Genomic DNA, 20980 nt, shown 5'->3' with positions numbered 1-20980 from the left:
TATCTTGATTAAAATAATTTATTTATACTCTCTTTTGAAAATCCAGCACTACCTGTCATTCCTTTCCCTCCAATTCCTGTTACAATGTGTATATTTTCTCCTACCGAATATTCGAAAAGATCTTTGGTTTTACATTGACTATAAAAACCTGCCCAACGATGTTGAATTTCATACGTTGGTAAATCGATAATTTTTTGGGCTTCTTGGATCATGAAATTATCAATATCATCATTCGAATCAAATCCAAGATCGTCTATATTTTTTGCCGTTGCATATTCGTGTGAGTCTCCTAAAATTACGGAACCATCTGTCGCTTGCTTAAATAAAATATGTACTCCGTATTTTTTCTCAAACGAATTCGGATCTTCTTTTGATTTTATCGCATTCCATGAAGCACATTCTTCAAAAGCTTCATATCTTCTAATAGTCAATCCTGTTAAAATAGATCCGTCTAATTGGTAATTCTTCTGTGGTTTTGTTTGCATCATTTGTAGCTTAGATACTATTAAATCACTTTCATTATATATTGACGGATACAGTGTCTTAAAATCACTTCCGTTGCAGATGATTACTTTTGACGCCAATAATTCTTCGGAATTTGATGTTAACACTGATACACCACCGTTAACATTATTTGTAGCAATCACGTTAGTATTATAGTGTATTGTTACGTTCAATTCTTTTTTCATGAACTCATGTAAACGAAGAATCATGACTCTAGGCTCCACAGTTACTTCTTCAGGAAAAAACAACCCTGCTTTACAGTAGTCACTTCGCAAGCCAGCATACTTATCTAAGCATTGTTCTTTGGTTAATAGTTGTGACTTGTAGCTGTTGTTTTTATTAATGTGATGTAGCTCTTCTATTAACTGAACTTCTTCTTCGTTTGAAGCAATATATATGGTTCCATTTTGACGTATAGAAACATCAAATTGTTCTTGAATGCTTTTATAAATAGCTAAACTTTCTCTTCCGTAGTTTTGCCATTTTTGATTCATACCTGAAGGCACTACTTGTCCGAAATTGCGAACTGTAGCTCCTTGTGGTTTGCTATCTTTTTCTAAAATAGCTACTGACAACCCTTTTTTTGCTGCATGATATGCATGAAAAGTTCCTAAAACTCCTCCACCAACAACAATAAGGTCATATTTATTATTCATATACAAATTGATTTATTTTTTGTTCTTTGTTTTTTTTAACTCTAAAAAAGTAAAAGCTATATAGCGTAATAAATATTCCTATAAATGCTAAGATGTAAAGTGCGTAGGTAAAAAAGCTTAACCAAGAAATCTCTCCTTTTCCAAAGTTTTTATATAAAAGAATTAGGATACTACCCAAATAACCAAAAGCATCAGCTATATAAATTAAGAATCCTACATTTCCGTTTATTTTAAAAGTAGCAATCATACGGTCGAAAAATATTCCGTTGAAAGGAACATAACAACTGTATAAACCTAAACCAGAAATAATCATCCAACTCAATGCTGAAATTTCATCATATTGAAATAAATAAGTACTGATAATTACTGCTAAACAAGAAACAAACAGCACATAATGATAGTAAACAAATGCTTTGTAGTTTTTGCTAATGCTTCCTATAAATCCTAAAATAATTAATACTACTATCGCTATTGGAATTTCAGAAACACTATAAATAGAGGCATCTTTATAGCCTAAGGCATCCCATATTTCACGAGCAAAATTGTCTCTAAAATCTCTTAATGCTGTAAGCAGCATAAAAAAGAAAATGATAAGAATCAAGGGTACTGAAAATTCTTTAAATAATTTTTTCCTTCCTGCTGAATCTAATGGTTTACGTAAAACTTTTAATTCTGTTTCTTCTTTTGTTGGTGCTGGTAATTTTTCTAGTAACCAGGCAAAAAACATCAACGGAATTATAAAAAACAGCCCTGTTATAAAAGGCATCCAATATTCATTAAATCCAAAGCTATCTAATACTATTTTTCCAACTGATTTTACAGCTCCAGAAGAAACGATAAAACTCGACGACAAGATTACTCCTAATAGCTCTGTAGCTTTTCTTCCTTCCAAATAAGAAAATACAATTCCCCAGATCATTCCTAAGGGTAAACCATTTAAAAACAGAAATAAAATATTATAAGGTGCTGGAGTTATAGCAAAACCTAACAGACTTAATTCAGCAAAAAGAATAAAACAAATTAAAGCTAACATTCTCTTCCCTGATTTCATTTCTGAAATGACTTTAATTCCTATAAATTTTGATAGTGTATACCCCACTACTTGGGCTATTATCAAAAGAATCTTGTAATCAATTCCCCAAAAACTTTCATTCGCAAAAGTTGCTACCGTAAATGGCTTTCGAAAAGCATACATACAAAAGTAGGTACCGAAAGCTGCTATAGAAGCTCTTGTTATAAACCTTAAATTCATACAAATCTTTTTAATAATGCAAGCCCTCATAAAAATGAGAGCCTACATTGCATTTATAAACAGAAAACAAGTTCATTACAGATTATACTTTACACCTATACTTCCTTTAATTCCGTAGAATTCTACTTGTTTAGGACGGTCTTCAGTTTTACCGTAATGGTAGATTAGGGGATTATTTAATATGTTATTTACATCGGTAAAAATGGTCCAGTTTTTTCCTATTTGATATGATGCTGAAAAATCTAGTGTATTGTATTTTCCGTAGTAAATATCATCGATATCTCTTTCTCCAAACCCAATTGCATAGCTTCCTTTGTGGTTGTAGGCTAATCGTGTATTAAACCCTCCTTTTTCGAAGAATAACTGTGCATTAAATAAGGTGTTTGCTTGATATGGAATTGACACTTTTCTTCCACTTGGTTTTGTCATTTCAGAATCCATAAACGTTGCATTTAATTGAGTTCCGAAATACTGTAAGAATCCAGGTAAGAAATCAAATCGTTTGTTAATTCCTAACTCTATACCACCAATCCAAGCATCAGCTCCATTTACTGGCGTACTAAATTCTACTCCTGCATTTCCATTATAAGTACCTTGATAGGTATCGTTGAATACTGGATCTGTAATCGACTTGTAGAAAATTCCCGCATTTACTACTCCTACGTTTTTAAAGTAATATTCTCCTAGTAAATCAAAATTCCATGAAAATGTAGGATTTAAGTTTGGGTTTCCTCCTTTAAACTCATTATCGAATGAGATAAAAGTACCTCCTGGAGCGATATCTCCAAAGTTTGGTCTTGAAAAGCTTCTTGTTGCAGCAAAACGAATATTTAAATCTGCTTTTGGAGAGTATTTTACATGCAACATAGGTAACACCGCCCAATAATCTTTTACATTTCTCACTGCATTCAACTGACTTAAATCTGCATCCCAAACGTATCCGTTTACTTCAGTTTCTGTTTTTGTTGCTCGTAAACCTCCTAATACTGTTAATTCATCTGAAAGTTTTAAAGTTCCCATTCCATAGAATGATAAATGGGTTTCATCTACATTAAAGTTTCTTCCTAAACCTCCTCCGTTTTTCAACATTTCTGAATCTCCTTCAACAACACTTAAATTATTTTTGTTGTTTTTCCAGAAATTCACCATTCCTTGTCTAGATAGTACTGGACCAAAGGTAGACTGGATATTTGATCCTATTTCTTTTAAGTAATCTGCTCTTCCTGGTTGTTCAATAATGTATTGAGAATAGTCCGATAAAACTGGAGTTGCTGCTGCACCCGACCAACCGTAAAATAAATCTTCAAACTTAGCTCTACGGTCTTTGTCCCTAAATTTTGTACCTACTTTTATTTTAAAGTTATCATTAAATGTGTACTCATAGTTTAAAGATGCTACAATATTATCTCGTTCTTTAATTGATATTTTATACAATTCTAAATCAGCAAATGACATTTGAGTAGCATCCATTTTAAATGAAGAATCACTAAAAAATCCAAATAAAGCATCCGTATCGTTATAATCCAACAATCCTCCATCTGCTTTCCAATATGCTCTATCATCCCCTGCTCCTCCATCTGCTTCAGGTCTATTCTGTAAGTACTCAGGTTTTATTCCTACTCCATCTTGTTTAAACTTTACTACATAGTAACTTTTATCTTGTTCCGTTGGAATTCCTCCATACCTAAACTCATTGTTATAATTAGCAATACTCCAATCAAATTTACCATTACCTACAACATGTCTTCCTCCAATTTCACCACCAATCATTTCGGTAATTAACTCGTTGTATATATTTTGTAACTCTACTCTGGCTGTACTTGTTGCTGAATCAAACTTATCAAAACGCACTCTGTGTTTATAGTGAGTTTCTGTATCTGACAATGTTCCATATACTCCTCTGAAATACATTTTATGCTCTGGTGTAAAATTGTATTCCATTGCTCCGTTTAACCCTTTAGTAACTCTTACTCCATTATAATCTCTTAGCTCCATTCTAAATACTCCTTCGTCTCCTTTTCTTCTCGCTTCAAAATTATCTGTACCCCAGTTTCTATTCCAATAAGAACCATTTATAATGAACCCTAATTTTCCGTCTTTACTTCTATCTCCAAAAGTTAATGACGCATTGTATATAGGTTCTCCAGATTTTTCGTTATAACCTCCACCCACATTCACATTTAAAATTCTTTTTGTTGGTGCTGTTTGCGTAATAAAGTTTACACCTCCACCAATACCATCAGCTTCCATATCTGGTGTATATGCTTTCGCTGCTTGTACATAAGAAATTAAATCAGAAGGAAAGAAATCAAAAGCAGTAGCACGAGAAGTTGTTTCTTCTTCTGCTGTAGGAATACGATTTCCGTTAATTGTTGTAGAAGCCCAAAATGGCGGTAATCCACGAACAGACACAAAACGTCCTTCTCCTTGATCTCTTTCAATAGACAATCCTTGAATACGTTGTACTGTCTCTGCCGCATTTCTATCTGGTAACTTCCCGATTCCATCAGCAGCAATCACATTCATAATACTCATTGATTTCTTTTGAATGCTTAATGCTCTTGCTTCACTGTTTCTTCTTCCTGAAGAAGTAATAATAACTTCCTCTAAATTTTGATTAGATGGCAGTAATGTAATTATACCTACGTTTTTCTTAAAGTTAGTATTTACAGAAACTGTTTTTGTTTCAAAACCGATGTAAGATATCTCTAAAGTTACTACACCATTTTTAACATTTGACAAAATGAAGTTTCCATCAAAATCTGTATTCACCCCCTTTGCTGTTCCTGATACCATAACACTAGCCCCAGGCAAAGGATAATTTCCATCATTTACTATTCCAACAATAGTAGCCCCCTGACCTAAAGCTGCACTACATGTAAAAAGAAGAAATAGTGAACTTAGTAAAAGTTTAAAATTATTCATTGATCTATTATTTACAATTATTAAAAATTAACATTGCAAATCACTAATTTTTTTTACTATTTGTAAACTTTCAAATATTAAGAAAACTTTTACGAATTGCTATTTTAGCGTAACAAAATTGTTAATACGAAAGGAGAAATTTTAACTTAACGTAAATTACACTGTTTTTCAAACTGTTAAAAACTGTTTTAGATATAGATAATACAAAAAACTCTCAATGTTAGTCGAGAGTTTTCTTTTTATAATTTTTACTAATACTAAAAAAGCTCATTCTTTCGAATGAGCTTTTTTAGTATTTATCTATGAATTTATATTCTCTAATGAAAATCTGTATTCAGTTTAATGTAGTCTAAGAATTCACGTTTGGTTTCTTTGTTTTTAAATGCTCCACCAAACTCTGCAGTAACTGTACTACTCTCGATATCTTTAATTCCGCGAGAATTTACACATAAGTGTTTTGCATCAATAACACATGCCACATCTTCAGTTCCTAAAGCTTCTTGCATTGCTTGTACTACTTGCATAGTTAAACGCTCTTGTACCTGTGGACGCTTTGCATAGTACTCTACAATACGGTTCATTTTTGAAAGCCCTATTACCTTACCGTTAGAAATGTACGCTACATGTGCTCTACCAATAATTGGTAATAAGTGATGCTCACAAGTTGAATATACAATAATGTTCTTTTCAACTAACATTTCTCCGTACTTATAAGTATTTTCAAATGTAGATGGTTCTGGTTGATTTTTAGGATTTAACCCCATAAACAATTCGCTAACGAAAGCTTTTGCAACTCTTTTAGGAGTTCCGCTTAAACTATCATCATTCAAATCCATTCCTAAAGTTTCAAGAATCTCTTTAACATTCTCTTGAATCTTTTCTATCTTCTCCTTGTCAGAAATATCAAAAGCATCAGCTCTTAAAGGTGTTTTTGCTGATGTACCAATGTGGTTCTCTCCTATTTCGTCCTTGCTATCGTTATTCATTTTTTTGCTGTTCACTTCAAACATTGCTATCAAAAATTAATGGGTGCAAATTTACAACATTGTTTGTAATTTACTGCACTTTATTTATCAATTCATCTAAAGAACAGGTAGTTTGCTCTCCTGCCTTCATATCTTTTACAACAAGCGTACCATTTTCTACCGCTGTCACAACAAATTCAATTTCTCTATTTATGGCATATTTCCATTGCTTTTTTTGTTGATTATTACTTGTAGCAACATCTGGATACATTTCTGTTTTTATGTCATTATTACGTAGCGTTTTAATCATTTTGACTTTTTCTAAACCTTCATTTTCGTCAAAATTCAAAAACAATACTTTCGGTTTTGGTAATTCGACTGCCTCAAATAAACCTAATTCTTCCATTACCAAGTAAATTCTATCTAATCCGAAAGAAATTCCTACACCTGAAACATCTTTTAAACCAAAAATACCTGTCAAATCGTCATAACGACCTCCTCCTCCGATAGAGCCCATTTTCACACCTTCAGGTGCTCCCACTTCATATATCGCTCCTGTATAATAATTCAGTCCACGCGCTAAGGTTACATCTATTTCTAAGGTAGCTGAGTCTAAACCTAATGCTTCAACTCGATCAACTACCGTTTTTAAATCCGCTACTCCTTGTAAACCTTCTTTAGATTCTTGTAACATATTTTCTAAAGAAGCTAATTTATCTTGATTGCTTCCTGAAAAATTAAACAACGGTTCTACTTTTTCAATGGCTTCTTCTGATATTCCTTTAGACAACATTTCGTTTACTACCCCTTCTTTTCCTATTTTATCTAACTTATCTAAAGCCACCGTAAAATCAATTAACTTATCTGAAGCTCCTATAACTTCGACTATTCCAGATAATATCTTTCGGTTGTTGATTTTGATAGTCGTACCATTAAGTCTTAACTTACTAAAAACAGCATCGTATAATTGTACAAACTCTACTTCTTGCCATAATGAAGTACTTCCTACCACATCGGCATCACATTGGTAAAACTCACGGAAACGCCCTTTTTGTGGACGATCCGCTCTCCAAACAGGTTGAATTTGGTAACGTTTAAAAGGAAACGTAATTTCGTTTTGATGTTGCACTACATAACGTGCAAATGGCACTGTTAAATCATAACGTAAAGCTTTTTCTGAAATTTTTGAAGTTACCTTTTGACTATCTTTCTCTGAAAGTAATCCTTCATCTACTTTTTTCAAATAATCACCTGAATTCAAAATTTTAAAAATCAAGCGATCCCCTTCTTCTCCATACTTACCCATTAGTGTTGAAGAATTTTCAAAACTTGGTGTTTCGATAGGTTGAAATCCAAAATTTTCAAACGAATGTTTAATTGTATTGAAAATATAGTTTCTTTTTGCTACTTCTGTTGATGAAAAATCTCTTGTACCTTTTGGGATTCCTAGCTTCATATTTCTTTTGTTATCATTTATCAATTACCAATCATCAGTTTATTAGTAAAAACTAACAACTGTTTATTGTTCCTTTGAACCTGCAAATATCCGAAAAATATGAAGAAAAATATTATTTGGCTCTAGCTTTATTTTTACGTTTTAAACGATAAATAGAAGCATTTAATTCAAAACCTAACAGTAAAATAATTGCATTCAACCAAACGAACAACATTAAAACAAGTAAGGTTCCTATTGATCCGTATAGTTGATTATATTTTGCAAACTTCACTACATAAATTCCAAATAAGTAAAAAGTAAACATGGATACTACTGTCGTTAAAATAGCTCCTGGAGAAAAGAATTTCACTTCTTTCCCCTGTTTGGTTCCATACCTAAAAAGTAGCGATACAATGGTAAAAATCATTACTAAAAACAAAAAGCCTCTTCCGTAGTAAAACAAATCAAGATCTCCCGTATTTAACCAACCTATTTTATGAATTTTTGTTAGTGCTATTTGATAAAAAATTATCAATGCAACCGTGATAATTAAGAAAAGTGACATTAGCAATGAAACTCCTAAGGAAACGATATATGCTCTAAACACACTTCTTATTTCCTTTACATGATATGAATATTCAAAACCTCCAAAAATAGCATTCACTCCATTCGTCATTAAAAAAATGGATGCTAAAAAACCAAAAGACAACAAGCCTCCATATTGATTGTTGATGATATCTTTAATTACAAAATCAACTGCTTCAAAGGTTTTGGGAGGCAACGCTTCTTGCATTAATGAAAGTAAGCCTTCTTGAAATCCTTCTATTGGGATGTATGGAATCAACGTTAAAATAAATAGCAGAAAAGGAAAAATTGCCATAAAAAAACTGAAAGCGATTCCTCCGGCTCTTGTAGTTAGCGCTCCTTTTACAATACCTATAACATACATTTCAAGCACATCATACAAAGACATTCCTTCTAGCCCAGGAATTTTAATCTTCTTTCCAAAGGCTACTAGCCAGTTAACTACTGGAATTTTTTCAAGACTTTCTTCTATATGCTTTGTCATATTCTTTTAGTTGCAAAGTTACAAAGAGGAATTCATCGTTTTTCTTTTAACTTTCTTATGAGACTTGATAACATTCTTTCTATTTCTCTTGATTGTTCATAGAGTTTAGTAAAAGATTCATTTGAAATATACTCTAAGTTTAGAGAAATTTCAAGTTGCGTTTGTAATTCAAACAAAGAAGCTATTCCTATATTTAAAAAACGAATAAAATCTCCTAAACTTTGTCTCCCATATCCTTCTGAAATATTACTAGGTATTGAAACCGCGCATCTTCTTATTTGAGATGTCAATCCAAAAACTTCTTCTTTAGGAAAGTCATTAGAAATTTTATAAACTTCTGTTACAAAAACCATTGATTTTTGCCAAACCAACAAGTCTCTGAATGTTTTTATACTCGTTTTCTCTTTCATTTTTCACTTTTTCACTTTGCTACTCTGCCTCTTAGAAGCTTACTCCACCACAATATCATATTTCTGTAATAATCCCAGAATATTCTCTTGTGAAAATTTAGCTTTTTGAATTTTATTACTTTCTGGATTAATCACAAAATTAGTAGCGCTTCTAAAATCTACTTTTTCTATGTTGGTTTGATCAAAAATTGCTCCTTTTAAATCGCAATCTTGAAAAATACTTTTTTGAATATCAGTTTCGGTAAAATCTACTTCTTGCAAATTACAATTTACAAATTTTGTATTGGGTATTCTTAATTGATAAAAAGAAGATAGGTTTAACAGGCAGTTACTAAAACTCATTTGTAACAAGAAACTATTGCACTCATGAAACTTAACGCCAACCATTTTACACTTACTAAAAACACACTCTTTAAATGAAGTTTCGTTTACAGCTGTATTACTAAAATTACAATTGATAAATTCACATTCTAAAAACTGAATGTTAGAAGCATGTACGTTCTCGAAATTGCAATTCTCGAACGTACAGCTATCATATTCTCCTTTTTTGAGTTTTGTTTTGGTAAAATCTACTTTAGTAAATTCTTCACTATCAAAAAAATCAACCATTTATTGTAACCCTCTTGCTTTTAGCATTGGTTCGGCTTTTGGATCATGTCCTGCAAAAATTCGATACATTTCAGCATAATCCATCGTATTTCCTTTTGATAAAATCTGCTCTCTAAACTTTTGTCCGTTTTCTCTTGTCAATAATCCATTGTTTTTAAACCAATCGTATGCATCGTGACTTAACATTTCTGTCCATAAATACGAGTAATATCCAGCGGCATACCCTCCACTAAAAATATGTGCAAAATATGTTGAACGGTATCTTGGTGGAACTTCTTCAATCTTTAACTTCATTTTTGCTAACGCCTCTTCTTCAAACTTAGCAACATCGTCAATAGTTGTATCAGCAGCAATCGTGTGCCATTGCATATCTAAATTAGAAGAACATAAGTTTTCGATAATTGAATACCCTTGATTGAAAGTTCCTGCATTTTTAATTTTTTGCAATAATTCATCAGGAATTACTTCTCCTGTTTTGTGGTGCAATGCATAATTATTTAAAACTTCAGGATAGGTTGCCCAGTTTTCATTGAATTGCGATGGAAACTCTACAAAATCTCTTGCTGTACTGGTTCCTGAAATTGACGCGTAATGTTGATTTCCAAATAAACCGTGTAATGCATGTCCAAACTCATGAAACATTGTTTCAACATTATCAAAACTGATTAATGCTGGTTCTCCTTCTGCTGGTTTTGCGTAGTTACAAACATTATAAATTACAGGTTTTTGCCCTCTAAGCTTCGATTGTTTTACAAAAGCATCCATCCATGCTCCACCTCTTTTACTATCTCTCGCAAAATAATCTCCATAGAACAATCCTAATTTACTACCGTCCTCTTCAAAAATTTCGTACACAACTACATCTGGATGATATGTTGGTATATCTGTGCGTTTTTTAAATGTAATTCCGTATAATTTGGTAGCAGCATAAAATACTCCTTTTTCTAACACATTGGTCAATTCAAAATACTGTTTTACTTCATCTTCGTTCAAATTGTATTTTGATTTACGCACTTTTTCTGCAAAGTGATTCCAATCGTATGGAGCTAATTTAAAATTATTACCTTCTTTTGCTATTTCTGCCTGAATTTCTTTAGTTTCTGCTGCTACTTTTTCTAATGAACCTGGAATCAATCCGTTGAACATTTCAAAAACTTTATCTGGTGTAGCTGCCATAGTTCCTTGTAAACTCCAACTAGCATAATTATCAAACCCTAAAATGTTTGCTTTTTTAGCACGTAACAACACCATTTTCTTTACTAAATCACTGGTATTGTACTCACCTGCATCTGTTCTATGAATAGATTTCTCAAATAATTCTTTACGAACCTCTCTATTTTCTAACGTTTGTAATAAAGGTTGTTGCGTAGTATTTATCAACTGAATTTCATACTTCCCATCTTTTTCTAAGCCTTTAATTTTATCTTCCGAAAGCCCTTTTAATTGCTCTTTATCCGTAATTGTTAATCCGCCTTTTTTACTAGCATCTAACAACATTTTACCAAAATCGTTAGATAAACTAGCCAATTCAGCATTGATTTCTTTTAGCTCAGTTTTCTTTTCTTCTGATAAATTAGCTCCTGCTTTTACAAAGTTTTTGTAATACTCTTTTACTAAGTGTTTAGATTCTGCATCTAACTCTAAATTTTCTAAATTATCATGAACAGCTTTTATTCTTTCAAACAACTTCGTGTTTAGTAAAATTTCATCGGTATGCTTTGAAAATTTAGGCGCTAGCTCTTTTTGATTATCTTTAATTACATCATTTGTATGTGCTCCTGCTAATGCGTAAAAAACTGAAGTTACATTATCTAATGTTTTAGAACTTTCTTCAAGCGCTAAAACAGTATTTTCAAATGTAGGAGCTTCTGTGTTAGCCACAATCTTAGCTATTGCCTCATTTTGAACTTCCATACCTTTTAAAATGGCAGGCATAAAATGTTCGTTCTTAATTTTGGTGAAATCTGGTGCACCATAATCTATAGTACTTTTTACTAGCAAAGGATTTTCTATCATGTTTGTATCGCTTTCTTTTTTAGATTCTTCTGTTTTACATGACATCGCTAACACTATGGTTGCTATGAGTAATAGTTGTTTTTTCATGGGTTTGTTTTTAGTATTTAAACAAAGTGATAGTAATTATTCATTAAGATTACTTCGCTTCACTCGTAATGACGATTTTTAATTAATCAACAGCTTTTAGGCTTAAGTCCATATTGTATACCGAATGCGTTAACGCCCCTGACGAAATAAAGTCAACGCCACATTCAGCATATTTTCTGATCGTTTCTTCGTTAATTCCTCCCGAAGATTCTGTTAAACATTTATCACCAATCAACTCAACTGCTTTGCGCGTATCTTCATAATTAAAGTTATCTATTAGAATACGGTACACTCCTTCGTTCTGCAAAATCTCTTCAATTTCTTCTAAACTTCTAGCTTCAACAATAATTTTAATATCCAATCCTTTTTCAGCTAAATACTTTTTAGTTTTTGTGATTGCTTGAGTTATCCCACCAGCAAAATCAATATGGTTATCTTTAATCATTACCATATCGTATAAAGCAAATCGGTGGTTTTCTCCTCCTCCAATTTTTACTGCCCACTTTTCTAAAGCACGAATTCCTGGAGTAGTTTTACGAGTATCTAATACTTTGGTTTTGGTGCCTTCTAACAAATCGGCAAAGAACTTTGTTTTGGTAGCAATGGCACTCATACGTTGCATTGCGTTTAATACCAAACGCTCTGCCATTAAAATAGATTGTGATTTTCCTGAAACATATAAAACAATATCTCCATACTTCACTGCTTCACCATCATTGATTAAAGTTTCTACTTCTAAATCAGCATCCACATAATTAAACACCATTTTAGCAAACTCTACTCCAGCTATTACCCCTTTGTCTTTTACCAACAATTTTGCTTTCCCTTTTGCATCGACAGGAATGCATGATAATGATGTGTGATCGCCATCTCCTATATCTTCTCTAATAGCATTTGCTATAATTAAATCTAACTCTTTATTAAATTGTTCTTGTGAAATCATAGTATTGAATTATTGAGGTAAAAATACAATTATTTTTAGTTCTCCGTTTTGAGTTCACTCCTTATTATTCTGATAATTTTCACCGTTTCTTTACTAAAAATTTGACACTCTTGATTAAAATACTTGCTCTTACGGAAAACTTTTAAGCATATTCTTTAATTTTTTATATTTTGCTATCAAAAAACTATAGAAAAACATCCTTTTTCTTGACTTACAACTAATCATACATTATGGCGATAAACTATCCATTTGGTCTTCCTTTAAAAAATAATTTTGTAGAATTTGTATACTACAACGGACTATTTCTTCCGCATGAAACAGAAAGAATCCTCAATCTATGGGACGATAACCAAAAAATTAAAGCAACTCTTAGCGGAGCCGACACCTATGATGATGAACTTCGAAAGAGTGCTGTGATGTTTATTGAAAACAACCCAGAAAACGAATGGATATATAACCGATTAGCTGGTTTGGCTATGCAATGTAATAACGAACGGTATTGGTTTGATTTATTGGGGTTTCACAACAATTTACAATTGGCTAGCTATACTGAAGGAGATTTCTTTGACTGGCATTTAGATTTTGGAGCGGGAGAAATTTCTGATAGAAAACTGAGTATTTCCATGCAGTTATCTGACCCTGATGAATATGAAGGCGGTGATTTACAATTTATGCTAAATCAAAAAATTGTAAATGCTCCCAGAGAAAAAGGTACCATCATTGTTTTCCCTTCATTTGTAATGCATCGCGTAACTCCTATTACCAAAGGAGTTCGTAAATCTATTGTAGGTTGGGTTGCGGGTCCTCCGTATAGGTAACTTGTTAAGGGAGCTTATGGGATTCCGTAAGAATGTATACATGCTTTGTATTAGCTTCGTGAAAATTGTATAATTAATTAACACTCGTTAATAACTTTACTTTTGATAAAGTACTGGTTTTAATATATTTGATAGCATATAAAAATTGCTACACTTTATGATATCACATTTTTTTATTGGAATAAAAGCAGTAAAATTTGGTATATAACGAGTTGTAGTGCATTTGAGAAAAATGGCAGAATTAGATAAACCGACAAATAAATTACTGGACATTTATATCGAAAAATTTAACCGAGATAAACGATATAAGCCAGCCGATGATGCCATTGTCAAGTTATTTAAAGCATTCCCTAAAAATGACAATATTGAGGACATTCTACTAAAAATTAGCGTAATAAATGATATGTACAGCACGAACATACTGGGAACATTTAAAATGGCTGAACATATTTTGGAACAGAATATTGACAAGGGACTTAAAAATGGAGATGCTGAAGTTGTTCATCAAATTGCAAAAGGACACGGAATCCGTACAAAAAGAAATAATACAGAACTGAATTTTTATTCATTTGCCACAAAATACTGCAACTGGCATAATCAAGAAAGTTATGCTATTTATGACAGTTTCGTGGAAAAAGTATTATTGGCTTATAAACGAAAAGATAAGTTTTCGGATTTTAAAACTACTGATTTAAAAGACTTTGAAATGTTTAGAAAAATAATTTCAGACTTTTTAAATTATTACGGACTGACAAAACATAATCTAAAGCAAATTGACAAATTTCTCTGGATTTATGGAAAAGAGAAATTTCCACCAAACTATAGAAAAAAATGACATTAATATCTAGAACTGAAATTAGAGATGTAAAAGAGATTACGGATTCTCAAAAACAAAGAATCTATGACTATTTACAAGGTGCTGTTTACTGTTGGTGCAAAAATAGATTTGACGAGTGGTTTTCAGTTAGAGATTTATTTGGTGGTGCAAACTTTGATTGGAACGGAACACCAATGATTGCGTTGTATGAAAAGCATAAATCAAAAGGGAAAACTGACGCCAAAGCCATTTCTGATGCAGGAAAAGATGCTGGCTGGATTCTTAAGCGAGTTATTGATAATGATACTCGCGGATTTGAAACTAAAAAAGAAGAGTTAATTAGAAAATACCGTTGGATAAAATAAAAGGCACTACAACAATGGCTATAAGTAATTGCTTGTTCTCGGATACTTCTGAAAATCCTCACGGATTTTCAGTTTGGTTTGTATTTGCTAAATTAGGTACTTAAAACATGCAACAAACCACATACAAAACCACTGTGCGTGATTAAACATCATCTAGCGTTTTAAATTTAAAAAAATGAAAAAAACATTTTCTTTAATTAAATTATTCCTTTTTTTACTCTTGGCATGTAATGAGAAACAGACCAATTCGCCTGATTCTAATAAATCAGACCAAACAAACTTATCAGAAGACAAAATTATAGATTTATCCCATGCATATTCTAATGAGACTGTATATTGGGTTACAGCAAAGGAATTCAAATTAGACACTGTTTTTAAAGGACAAACAGATAAAGGATTTTATTATTCCGCATATAATTTTAGTACTGCAGAACATGGAGGAACTCATATAGATGCACCTATCCATTTTGCTGAAAAAGGCCAAACTGTAGATGAAATTCCTCTCGAAAAATTAATCGGGTCTGCAATTAAAATTGATGTTTCTTCAAAAACACTTAATAATCCTGACTACTTAATAAAAATTGATGATTTTTTAGCGTGGGAAAATAAAGAGAAAATCAAAATTCCTAATGGAAGTATTATTTTATTAGAAACAGGTTTTTCTAAATACTATCCTGATAAAGTTAAATATATGGGAACTGCTGAACGAGGTGAAGATGCGGTTAAAAAACTACACTTTCCTGGGTTGTCTAAAGAAGCAGCAAAATGGTTAGTTGAACAACGGAACATCAATGCAATTGGAATTGATACACCAAGTATCGACTATGGTCAATCTAAATATTTTGAAAGTCATGTTATATTACTCTCTCAAAACATACCAGCTTTTGAAAATCTAACCAATCTAGATAAGCTACCTAGTATTGGATTTAAAATAATTGCATTACCAATGAAAATTAAAAATGGTAGTGGTGCGCCATTGAGAATTGTAGCAATAGTTTATTAGAGTAATATGAAAATAGAATACTCAGAAGAAGAGGATAAATAGTATTCATTGGTTTCCTTAAAGTCTCTCAATCAATTTGAAAAAAAACATCAACCTAAAGACTCTATATGTATTGATTTTTTTGGATTTGGCGAAAAACCCAGTAAAGAACAATTAATTGCTTATGAATTTCTCTTAGAAAACGAAGAAAAGATAATTAGTTCTTTAGTCAAAGGAGCTGTAAACTCATACAACTCCATTTACTTAAAAAGGTTTGAAAAGTTTATAGAATTCTTACCTGAAATAAAAGACACAAGTGATTTTAAAAAAGCTATATCAATACAAAATATAATAATTTCAGATAACCATCAAAATGGTTCCTCCTTTGTTATGTATAAAGGAGAATGTAATTGGGATGAGGAACACGGAGTTTGTATTGTTATGTTAAAAGACGAATTTATAACAATGGAATCTTGGGACTATTATCACGGATAAAATTAATTGCTAGTCCTCTCTTACTTCTGATACACTTTAAATCAAAAACTAAAACATTATGGAAATAAAAAAAGAACGAATAATAGAAACACTTCCTACAGTGGTTTGGGACGTTTTAACAAAACCTGAACATATTGAAAAATGGTTGGGTGTAAAGACGGAATCGGATTGGAAAATTAATAACGACTTGCTCTTCAAGTTTTCTTGGGATGGGAAAGAATTTGTAGACAAGGGGAATATCATTAATTTTGATGAGAATAAACTATTTGTTTACACCTACTGGAGTAACTTTTCAGGACTACCAGACAAACCTGAAAATTATTCTAAAATCAGCTTCAAACTTGAAGAAAAAGATTTGCTAACCTTATTGAAACTGACACACTCTGAAATCAAAAACCAAACAATGTATGAACATTCAGAGAAAAACTGGGAAGAAACATTAAACCAAATAAAAAGTATTGCAGAGTCGATAAAAAAGAAATAAAGTCAGCAGACAACTGAAACCTATCCTTTTAAGAGTTTATAAAACATTCGTAATTTTGCCGTATGAAAATAAAACTACTCGCCATAGGTAAAACTGACAATAAGCAGTTACAGCAATTAATTGACGAATACCAAAACCGACTAAAACATTACGTAAAGTTTGAGTTGGAAGTGATACCAGACATCAAAAATGTTAAAAACCTAAGCGAGTCTCAACAAAAAGAAAAAGAAGGTGAGTTAATTCTGTCTAAACTACAACCTACCGATCAATTAGTTTTATTGGATGACAAAGGGAAACAACACACCTCAATGGAGTTTTCTCAGTATCTACAAAAGAAAATGAACTCTGGTATTAAACAATTGGTATTGGTAATTGGTGGTCCTTATGGTTTTTCTGAAGCTGTATATAATAAAGCCCAAGGAAAGTTATCCTTATCAAAAATGACGTTTTCTCACCAAATGATTCGTTTATTTATCGTTGAACAAATTTATCGTGCTTTTACTATTCTACGTAACGAGCCATATCATCATGAATAATGCAAAAAAATTAAATACTTTCTAACGAATTTGCATAAAAAATAAAGATGTGTTAATCCTTAAAAACAGCACTAAAAATACCTCTCTAAAAGTTATTTTTTTAAAGCAAGAAACTATACTTTTGTCGCCCCAAAACACAAATTTAAACACATTAAAATGAAAACATTAAGGCTTTTAGCAACTTCAATCTTTTTCATCACATTTTTTAGCATTCAACAAATCGCTGCTCAAGACGATATTAAAGAGTTGAAAGCTCAAATAGAAAATAAAGAAAATCAAATTAATGCCAACGAAGAGATTTTAATGAGTGGTGTTACTGCATTAAAACGCGTGAAGGCTAATTTAGAAGATTATAAAAAGAATAAAAAAGCTACTAAGACAGAAGTTGAAAGAAAAGAAAAATTAGTTTCTAACATGCAACAAAGACTTACTAAGTTAAATGCTCAAATTGATGGTCATAAAAAAGACTTAGAAAGCCTTGAAAGAAAATTAGCTAAAAAAACAAAAAAAGAGGCTGAGGCAGCTAAAAAGACTGAGTCTAAGAAAGAAAACAGTACCACATTTAATGTAGACTTAAATAAAGGTCAAGAAACTATTGATGCAAAAAAACAACAACTTGAAGCTGCTCGTAAAAAATTAGATGAAGAGCGTAAAGCAAGAGAGATTGCTTATTTAAAAGAGCAAGAAGCATTACGTTTAGAAGAAGAAAAACTAAAGCAGTTAGATAATCAAATTAAAGCTCAAGAGAAAGTTATTACTAAAGAAAAGAATGTATTAGTAAGTGATCTTGAGGATGACATTAGCATCAACGAAGAAATTTTAATTAGTGGTAAAGAAGGATTAGCTAAAATGAAATCTAAATTAGAAGAAGCTAAAAAAGATCCTGCTACTTCTAAAGAAAGCATCGAAAGAAAACAAGCTATTATTGATAAAATTGAAACTCGTTTACTAAAAATTGAAAACGAAATCAATGCTAAAAAACAAGAGTTAGCAAAAATCAAAGGATAATATAAAACTATTTAATAGTAACTTATCATAACCCGCTGTTTAGTTAAACAGCGGGTTATTTTCTTTTTATGATTTCTGTAGTTGAATACAAATAGCATGAGAATAAAAATTGATACATTTGCTTATATAAACTTCTAATCAATGAAACTAGTTTTTGCAACTAACAATCAAAACAAACTTGCCGAAGTACAAAAAATGCTTCCAGACTCTATCGAGTTACTTTCTTTAAAAGACATTAATTGTTTTGATGACATAGAAGAAACTGCTACTACCTTAGAAGGAAACGCTCAAATTAAAGCCGATTATATTACTGAAAAATTTGGGTACAACTGTTTTGCTGATGATACAGGTTTGGAAGTTGAAGCGTTAAATGGCGCTCCAGGAGTATATTCTGCTCGTTATGCTGGTGAACCAAGTAATTCGGAAAGCAATATGCAAAAGCTTTTAACCGAATTAAATGACAAGACCAACAGAAAAGCTCAATTTAGGACTTCTATTTGTTTAAATTTAGATGGAAAACAGTTCTTCTTTGATGGTATTTGTAGAGGTGAAATTTTATTACAAAAACAAGGAGAACATGGTTTCGGATACGACCCTGTTTTTCAACCTGAAGAACATAACAAGTCTTTTGCTGAAATGACTTCGGAAGAAAAAAATAAGATTAGTCACCGCGGATTGGCAATTCAACAATTAGTAGCATTTTTAAAATCCATTGATTAGTTGAATTTATCAAAAACATATACAGTTCATTTTTTAGTACTATCGGTTTTACTGATTATTTTTCTTTTTGCAAATGTTAGTCTAGGTTCAGTAACCATTCCTTTAAAAGAAATTTTCAATATCCTATCAGGAGGGACTTCTATAAAAGATAGTTGGGAAACCATAATTATAAATTACCGATTACCCAAAGCAATTACCGCTATTTTAGTCGGATCTGGTTTATCTATCAGCGGTTTGTTAATGCAAACATTGTTCAGAAATCCACTTGCTGGTCCTTTTGTTTTAGGAATTTCTTCAGGAGCTAGTCTTGGGGTAGCTTTACTTATTTTAGGTTCAAGTATTTTTGGGGGAACTCTTTTAACCTTGGTTTTCTCAAACTGGGGACTTGCCATCGCTTCTAGTTCTGGAGCTTTTTTAGTATTGTTAGCCGTTATTATTGCTGCCAATAGAGTTCGTAATACCATGTCTATATTAATCATCGGATTAATGTTTGGTTCTTTAACTTCCTCAGTAATAAGTGTACTTGCTTATTTTAGTGATGCAGAACAAATTCAACAATATTTATTTTGGAGTTTTGGAAGTTTAGGAAACTTAACCTGGACAGAGCTTACAGTTTTTGGAATCATTTATCTCATAGGTATTCTAGGTACTTTTTTTGTTATCAAACCTTTAAATAGTTTTCTATTAGGAGAGAACTATGCTAAAAGCCTTGGAATAAATATTAAACGAAGTAGAAATATCATATTACTAATTACCAGCGTACTTACAGGTGTTATTACAGCGTTTTCAGGACCTATAGCTTTTGTTGGTTTAGCGGTTCCACACCTAGCAAAAATGTTGTTTTCAACTTCTAATCATAAAGTTTTATTACCTGCTGTAGCTTTGATTGGCGCTATTGTTTTATTAATTTGCGATAGTATAGCACAACTCCCTACAAGCGAATTCACTTTACCTATTAATGCTATAACCTCACTTTTTGGCGCCCCTATAGTTATTTGGCTATTGGTAAGAAAAAAGAAAATTTACGTATAGTTTGACAAATTCAGAAAAACATATCGTCTTACAAACCGAAAACCTTACTATAGGATATCAATCAAAAAAGGAACAAACTGCTATTGCTTCTAAGATTAATATATCGATTGAAAAAGGAAAATTTGTTGCTCTTTTAGGTAAAAATGGAATTGGTAAATCGACATTACTGCGTACAATTTCTAAAGTTCAAAAACCTCTTGAAGGTATCGTAAAAATTAACCAGAAAAAACTTTCTGCTTACACCAATCAAGAGTTATCTACTACCTTGAGTTTAGTACTCACAGAACGTTTACCTTTAAGTCAGTTAACCGTTTTTGAATTAGTAGCATTAGGACGTCAACCTTATACCAACTGGATAGATAAACTTACCCCTGATCATTTAAAAAAAATTCTTTGGGCTATTGAACAGACTGAGATTAGTCATTTAAGAGACAAACGATTTTATGAGTTGAGTGATGGTCAATTACAACGGGTTCTTATAGCTCGTGCATTAGCGCAAGATACAGAGATTATTATTTTAGATGAACCAACCGCTCATTTAGATATTCATCATACTTTCAAGGTATTTTCACTGCTTAAAAAATTGGTAGAAAATACAGGAAAAACTATTATTATTTCTACACACGAAGTAAATTTAGCAATTCAATTAGCCGATGAGTTTATCTTGCTTTCAGAAAAAGAATTATATACAGGCACCTCAAAAGAATTAATTGCTCAAAATGCTTTTGAAGAACTCTTTCCTAAAGAACTTATAAGTTTTAACAAAACATTAGAACAATTCGTTATCAAGAAAAATTAAATTTGCCCCTCTATAACATTTTGTTATTTTTGGACACTAATCAAACTAAACAA

Annotated in this window: 21 protein-coding genes; 11 read left to right on the top strand and 10 right to left on the bottom strand. The window is 31.8% G+C overall.

What is annotated here, in order from left to right; genetic code table 11:
* Positions 1–8: 8 nt before the first annotated feature.
* From ACQY6M_RS12510 to nadC, 10 genes are all read right to left on the bottom strand, one after another.
* The gene (locus tag ACQY6M_RS12510) at positions 9–1160 is read right to left on the bottom strand and encodes a TIGR03364 family FAD-dependent oxidoreductase (RefSeq protein WP_428742223.1); all 1152 of its coding nucleotides are present in this window, start codon (positions 1158–1160) and stop codon (positions 9–11) included.
* Complete coding sequence (locus ACQY6M_RS12505; RefSeq protein WP_428742222.1) at positions 1153–2412, bottom strand: DUF5690 family protein; 1260 nt, start codon at positions 2410–2412, stop codon at positions 1153–1155. The genes ACQY6M_RS12510 and ACQY6M_RS12505 overlap by 8 nt, the downstream gene beginning before the upstream one ends.
* Positions 2413–2487: 75 nt before the next feature.
* The gene (locus ACQY6M_RS12500; RefSeq protein WP_428742221.1) at positions 2488–5337 is read right to left on the bottom strand and encodes a TonB-dependent receptor; all 2850 of its coding nucleotides are present in this window, start codon (positions 5335–5337) and stop codon (positions 2488–2490) included.
* A gap of 317 nt (positions 5338–5654) precedes the next feature.
* Complete coding sequence (gene folE, locus ACQY6M_RS12495) at positions 5655–6347, bottom strand: GTP cyclohydrolase I FolE (protein WP_428742220.1); 693 nt, start codon at positions 6345–6347, stop codon at positions 5655–5657.
* A gap of 46 nt (positions 6348–6393) precedes the next feature.
* Complete coding sequence (gene hisS / locus ACQY6M_RS12490) at positions 6394–7758, bottom strand: histidine--tRNA ligase (RefSeq protein ID WP_428742219.1); 1365 nt, start codon at positions 7756–7758, stop codon at positions 6394–6396.
* Positions 7759–7870: 112 nt separating this feature from the next.
* Complete coding sequence (locus ACQY6M_RS12485; protein WP_428742218.1) at positions 7871–8806, bottom strand: YihY/virulence factor BrkB family protein; 936 nt, start codon at positions 8804–8806, stop codon at positions 7871–7873.
* A 32-nt stretch (positions 8807–8838) separates the two neighbouring features.
* Positions 8839–9216 carry a four helix bundle protein gene (locus ACQY6M_RS12480; protein ID WP_428742217.1) on the bottom strand — a complete coding sequence of 126 codons (378 nt, stop codon included), beginning with the start codon at positions 9214–9216 and terminating at the stop codon, positions 8839–8841.
* Positions 9217–9255: 39 nt separating this feature from the next.
* The gene (locus ACQY6M_RS12475; RefSeq protein ID WP_428742216.1) at positions 9256–9825 is read right to left on the bottom strand and encodes a pentapeptide repeat-containing protein; all 570 of its coding nucleotides are present in this window, start codon (positions 9823–9825) and stop codon (positions 9256–9258) included.
* Positions 9826–11928: a M3 family metallopeptidase gene (locus ACQY6M_RS12470; RefSeq protein ID WP_428742215.1), complete on the bottom strand. Its 2103-nt coding sequence runs from the start codon at positions 11926–11928 to the stop codon at positions 9826–9828.
* Positions 11929–12010: 82 nt separating this feature from the next.
* Positions 12011–12871, bottom strand: coding sequence for a carboxylating nicotinate-nucleotide diphosphorylase (gene nadC / locus ACQY6M_RS12465; protein WP_428742214.1), 861 nt, complete (start codon positions 12869–12871; stop codon positions 12011–12013).
* Positions 12872–13101: 230 nt separating this feature from the next.
* Here nadC and ACQY6M_RS12460 point away from each other — a divergent pair, with 230 nt between their 5' ends.
* The 11 genes from ACQY6M_RS12460 (at position 13102) to ACQY6M_RS12410 (ending at position 20927) form a co-directional block, all read left to right on the top strand.
* Positions 13102–13689 carry a 2OG-Fe(II) oxygenase gene (locus ACQY6M_RS12460; RefSeq protein WP_428742213.1) on the top strand — a complete coding sequence of 196 codons (588 nt, stop codon included), beginning with the start codon at positions 13102–13104 and terminating at the stop codon, positions 13687–13689.
* 232 nt (positions 13690–13921) lie between these two features.
* Positions 13922–14524 (top strand): hypothetical protein, encoded by a 603-nt coding sequence (locus ACQY6M_RS12455; RefSeq protein WP_428744958.1) that lies wholly within the window; start codon positions 13922–13924, stop codon positions 14522–14524.
* Complete coding sequence (locus tag ACQY6M_RS12450) at positions 14521–14871, top strand: hypothetical protein (RefSeq protein ID WP_428742211.1); 351 nt, start codon at positions 14521–14523, stop codon at positions 14869–14871. The genes ACQY6M_RS12455 and ACQY6M_RS12450 overlap by 4 nt, the downstream gene beginning before the upstream one ends.
* A 175-nt stretch (positions 14872–15046) precedes the next feature.
* Complete coding sequence (locus ACQY6M_RS12445; RefSeq protein WP_428742210.1) at positions 15047–15874, top strand: cyclase family protein; 828 nt, start codon at positions 15047–15049, stop codon at positions 15872–15874.
* A 48-nt stretch (positions 15875–15922) separates the two neighbouring features.
* Positions 15923–16348 (top strand): DUF6985 domain-containing protein, encoded by a 426-nt coding sequence (locus ACQY6M_RS12440; RefSeq protein WP_428742209.1) that lies wholly within the window; start codon positions 15923–15925, stop codon positions 16346–16348.
* Between the two features lie 58 nt (positions 16349–16406).
* On the top strand, positions 16407–16832 hold the full coding sequence (locus tag ACQY6M_RS12435; RefSeq protein WP_428742208.1) for an SRPBCC family protein: 426 nt from the start codon (positions 16407–16409) through the stop codon (positions 16830–16832).
* A 62-nt stretch (positions 16833–16894) separates the two neighbouring features.
* Entirely contained in the window at positions 16895–17368 is a 474-nt protein-coding gene (gene rlmH, locus ACQY6M_RS12430; protein WP_428742207.1) for a 23S rRNA (pseudouridine(1915)-N(3))-methyltransferase RlmH, read from the top strand.
* Between the two features lie 156 nt (positions 17369–17524).
* Entirely contained in the window at positions 17525–18376 is an 852-nt protein-coding gene (locus tag ACQY6M_RS12425; protein WP_428742206.1) for a hypothetical protein, read from the top strand.
* 141 nt (positions 18377–18517) lie between these two features.
* Positions 18518–19096 (top strand): non-canonical purine NTP diphosphatase, encoded by a 579-nt coding sequence (locus ACQY6M_RS12420; RefSeq protein WP_428742205.1) that lies wholly within the window; start codon positions 18518–18520, stop codon positions 19094–19096.
* Entirely contained in the window at positions 19097–20128 is a 1032-nt protein-coding gene (locus ACQY6M_RS12415; RefSeq protein WP_428742204.1) for a FecCD family ABC transporter permease, read from the top strand. It begins immediately after the preceding gene.
* 1 nt (position 20129) lies between these two features.
* Complete coding sequence (locus tag ACQY6M_RS12410; RefSeq protein ID WP_428742203.1) at positions 20130–20927, top strand: ABC transporter ATP-binding protein; 798 nt, start codon at positions 20130–20132, stop codon at positions 20925–20927.
* Positions 20928–20980 lie beyond the last annotated feature (53 nt).

Source organism: Tenacibaculum sp. (genome assembly GCF_050290165.1).
Lineage (GTDB): Bacteria > Bacteroidota > Bacteroidia > Flavobacteriales > Flavobacteriaceae > Polaribacter.
Note: the sequence above shows the minus strand (reverse complement) of the source record. Positions and strands in the feature narration are given on the sequence as shown.

Bases quoted from the DNA above. Each gene is read 5' to 3' on its own strand.
- ACQY6M_RS12510 (WP_428742223.1), bottom strand. From the start codon at position 1,160: ATGAATAATAAATATGACCTTATTGTTGTTGGTGGAGGAGTTTTAGGA.
- ACQY6M_RS12505 (WP_428742222.1), bottom strand. From the start codon at position 2,412: ATGAATTTAAGGTTTATAACAAGAGCTTCTATAGCAGCTTTCGGTACC.
- ACQY6M_RS12500 (WP_428742221.1), bottom strand. From the start codon at position 5,337: ATGAATAATTTTAAACTTTTACTAAGTTCACTATTTCTTCTTTTTACA.
- folE (WP_428742220.1), bottom strand. From the start codon at position 6,347: ATGTTTGAAGTGAACAGCAAAAAAATGAATAACGATAGCAAGGACGAA.
- hisS (WP_428742219.1), bottom strand. From the start codon at position 7,758: ATGAAGCTAGGAATCCCAAAAGGTACAAGAGATTTTTCATCAACAGAA.
- ACQY6M_RS12485 (WP_428742218.1), bottom strand. From the start codon at position 8,806: ATGACAAAGCATATAGAAGAAAGTCTTGAAAAAATTCCAGTAGTTAAC.
- ACQY6M_RS12480 (WP_428742217.1), bottom strand. From the start codon at position 9,216: ATGAAAGAGAAAACGAGTATAAAAACATTCAGAGACTTGTTGGTTTGG.
- ACQY6M_RS12475 (WP_428742216.1), bottom strand. From the start codon at position 9,825: ATGGTTGATTTTTTTGATAGTGAAGAATTTACTAAAGTAGATTTTACC.
- ACQY6M_RS12470 (WP_428742215.1), bottom strand. From the start codon at position 11,928: ATGAAAAAACAACTATTACTCATAGCAACCATAGTGTTAGCGATGTCA.
- nadC (WP_428742214.1), bottom strand. From the start codon at position 12,871: ATGATTTCACAAGAACAATTTAATAAAGAGTTAGATTTAATTATAGCA.
- ACQY6M_RS12460 (WP_428742213.1), top strand. From the start codon at position 13,102: ATGGCGATAAACTATCCATTTGGTCTTCCTTTAAAAAATAATTTTGTA.
- ACQY6M_RS12455 (WP_428744958.1), top strand. From the start codon at position 13,922: ATGGCAGAATTAGATAAACCGACAAATAAATTACTGGACATTTATATC.
- ACQY6M_RS12450 (WP_428742211.1), top strand. From the start codon at position 14,521: ATGACATTAATATCTAGAACTGAAATTAGAGATGTAAAAGAGATTACG.
- ACQY6M_RS12445 (WP_428742210.1), top strand. From the start codon at position 15,047: ATGAAAAAAACATTTTCTTTAATTAAATTATTCCTTTTTTTACTCTTG.
- ACQY6M_RS12435 (WP_428742208.1), top strand. From the start codon at position 16,407: ATGGAAATAAAAAAAGAACGAATAATAGAAACACTTCCTACAGTGGTT.
- rlmH (WP_428742207.1), top strand. From the start codon at position 16,895: ATGAAAATAAAACTACTCGCCATAGGTAAAACTGACAATAAGCAGTTA.
- ACQY6M_RS12425 (WP_428742206.1), top strand. From the start codon at position 17,525: ATGAAAACATTAAGGCTTTTAGCAACTTCAATCTTTTTCATCACATTT.
- ACQY6M_RS12420 (WP_428742205.1), top strand. From the start codon at position 18,518: ATGAAACTAGTTTTTGCAACTAACAATCAAAACAAACTTGCCGAAGTA.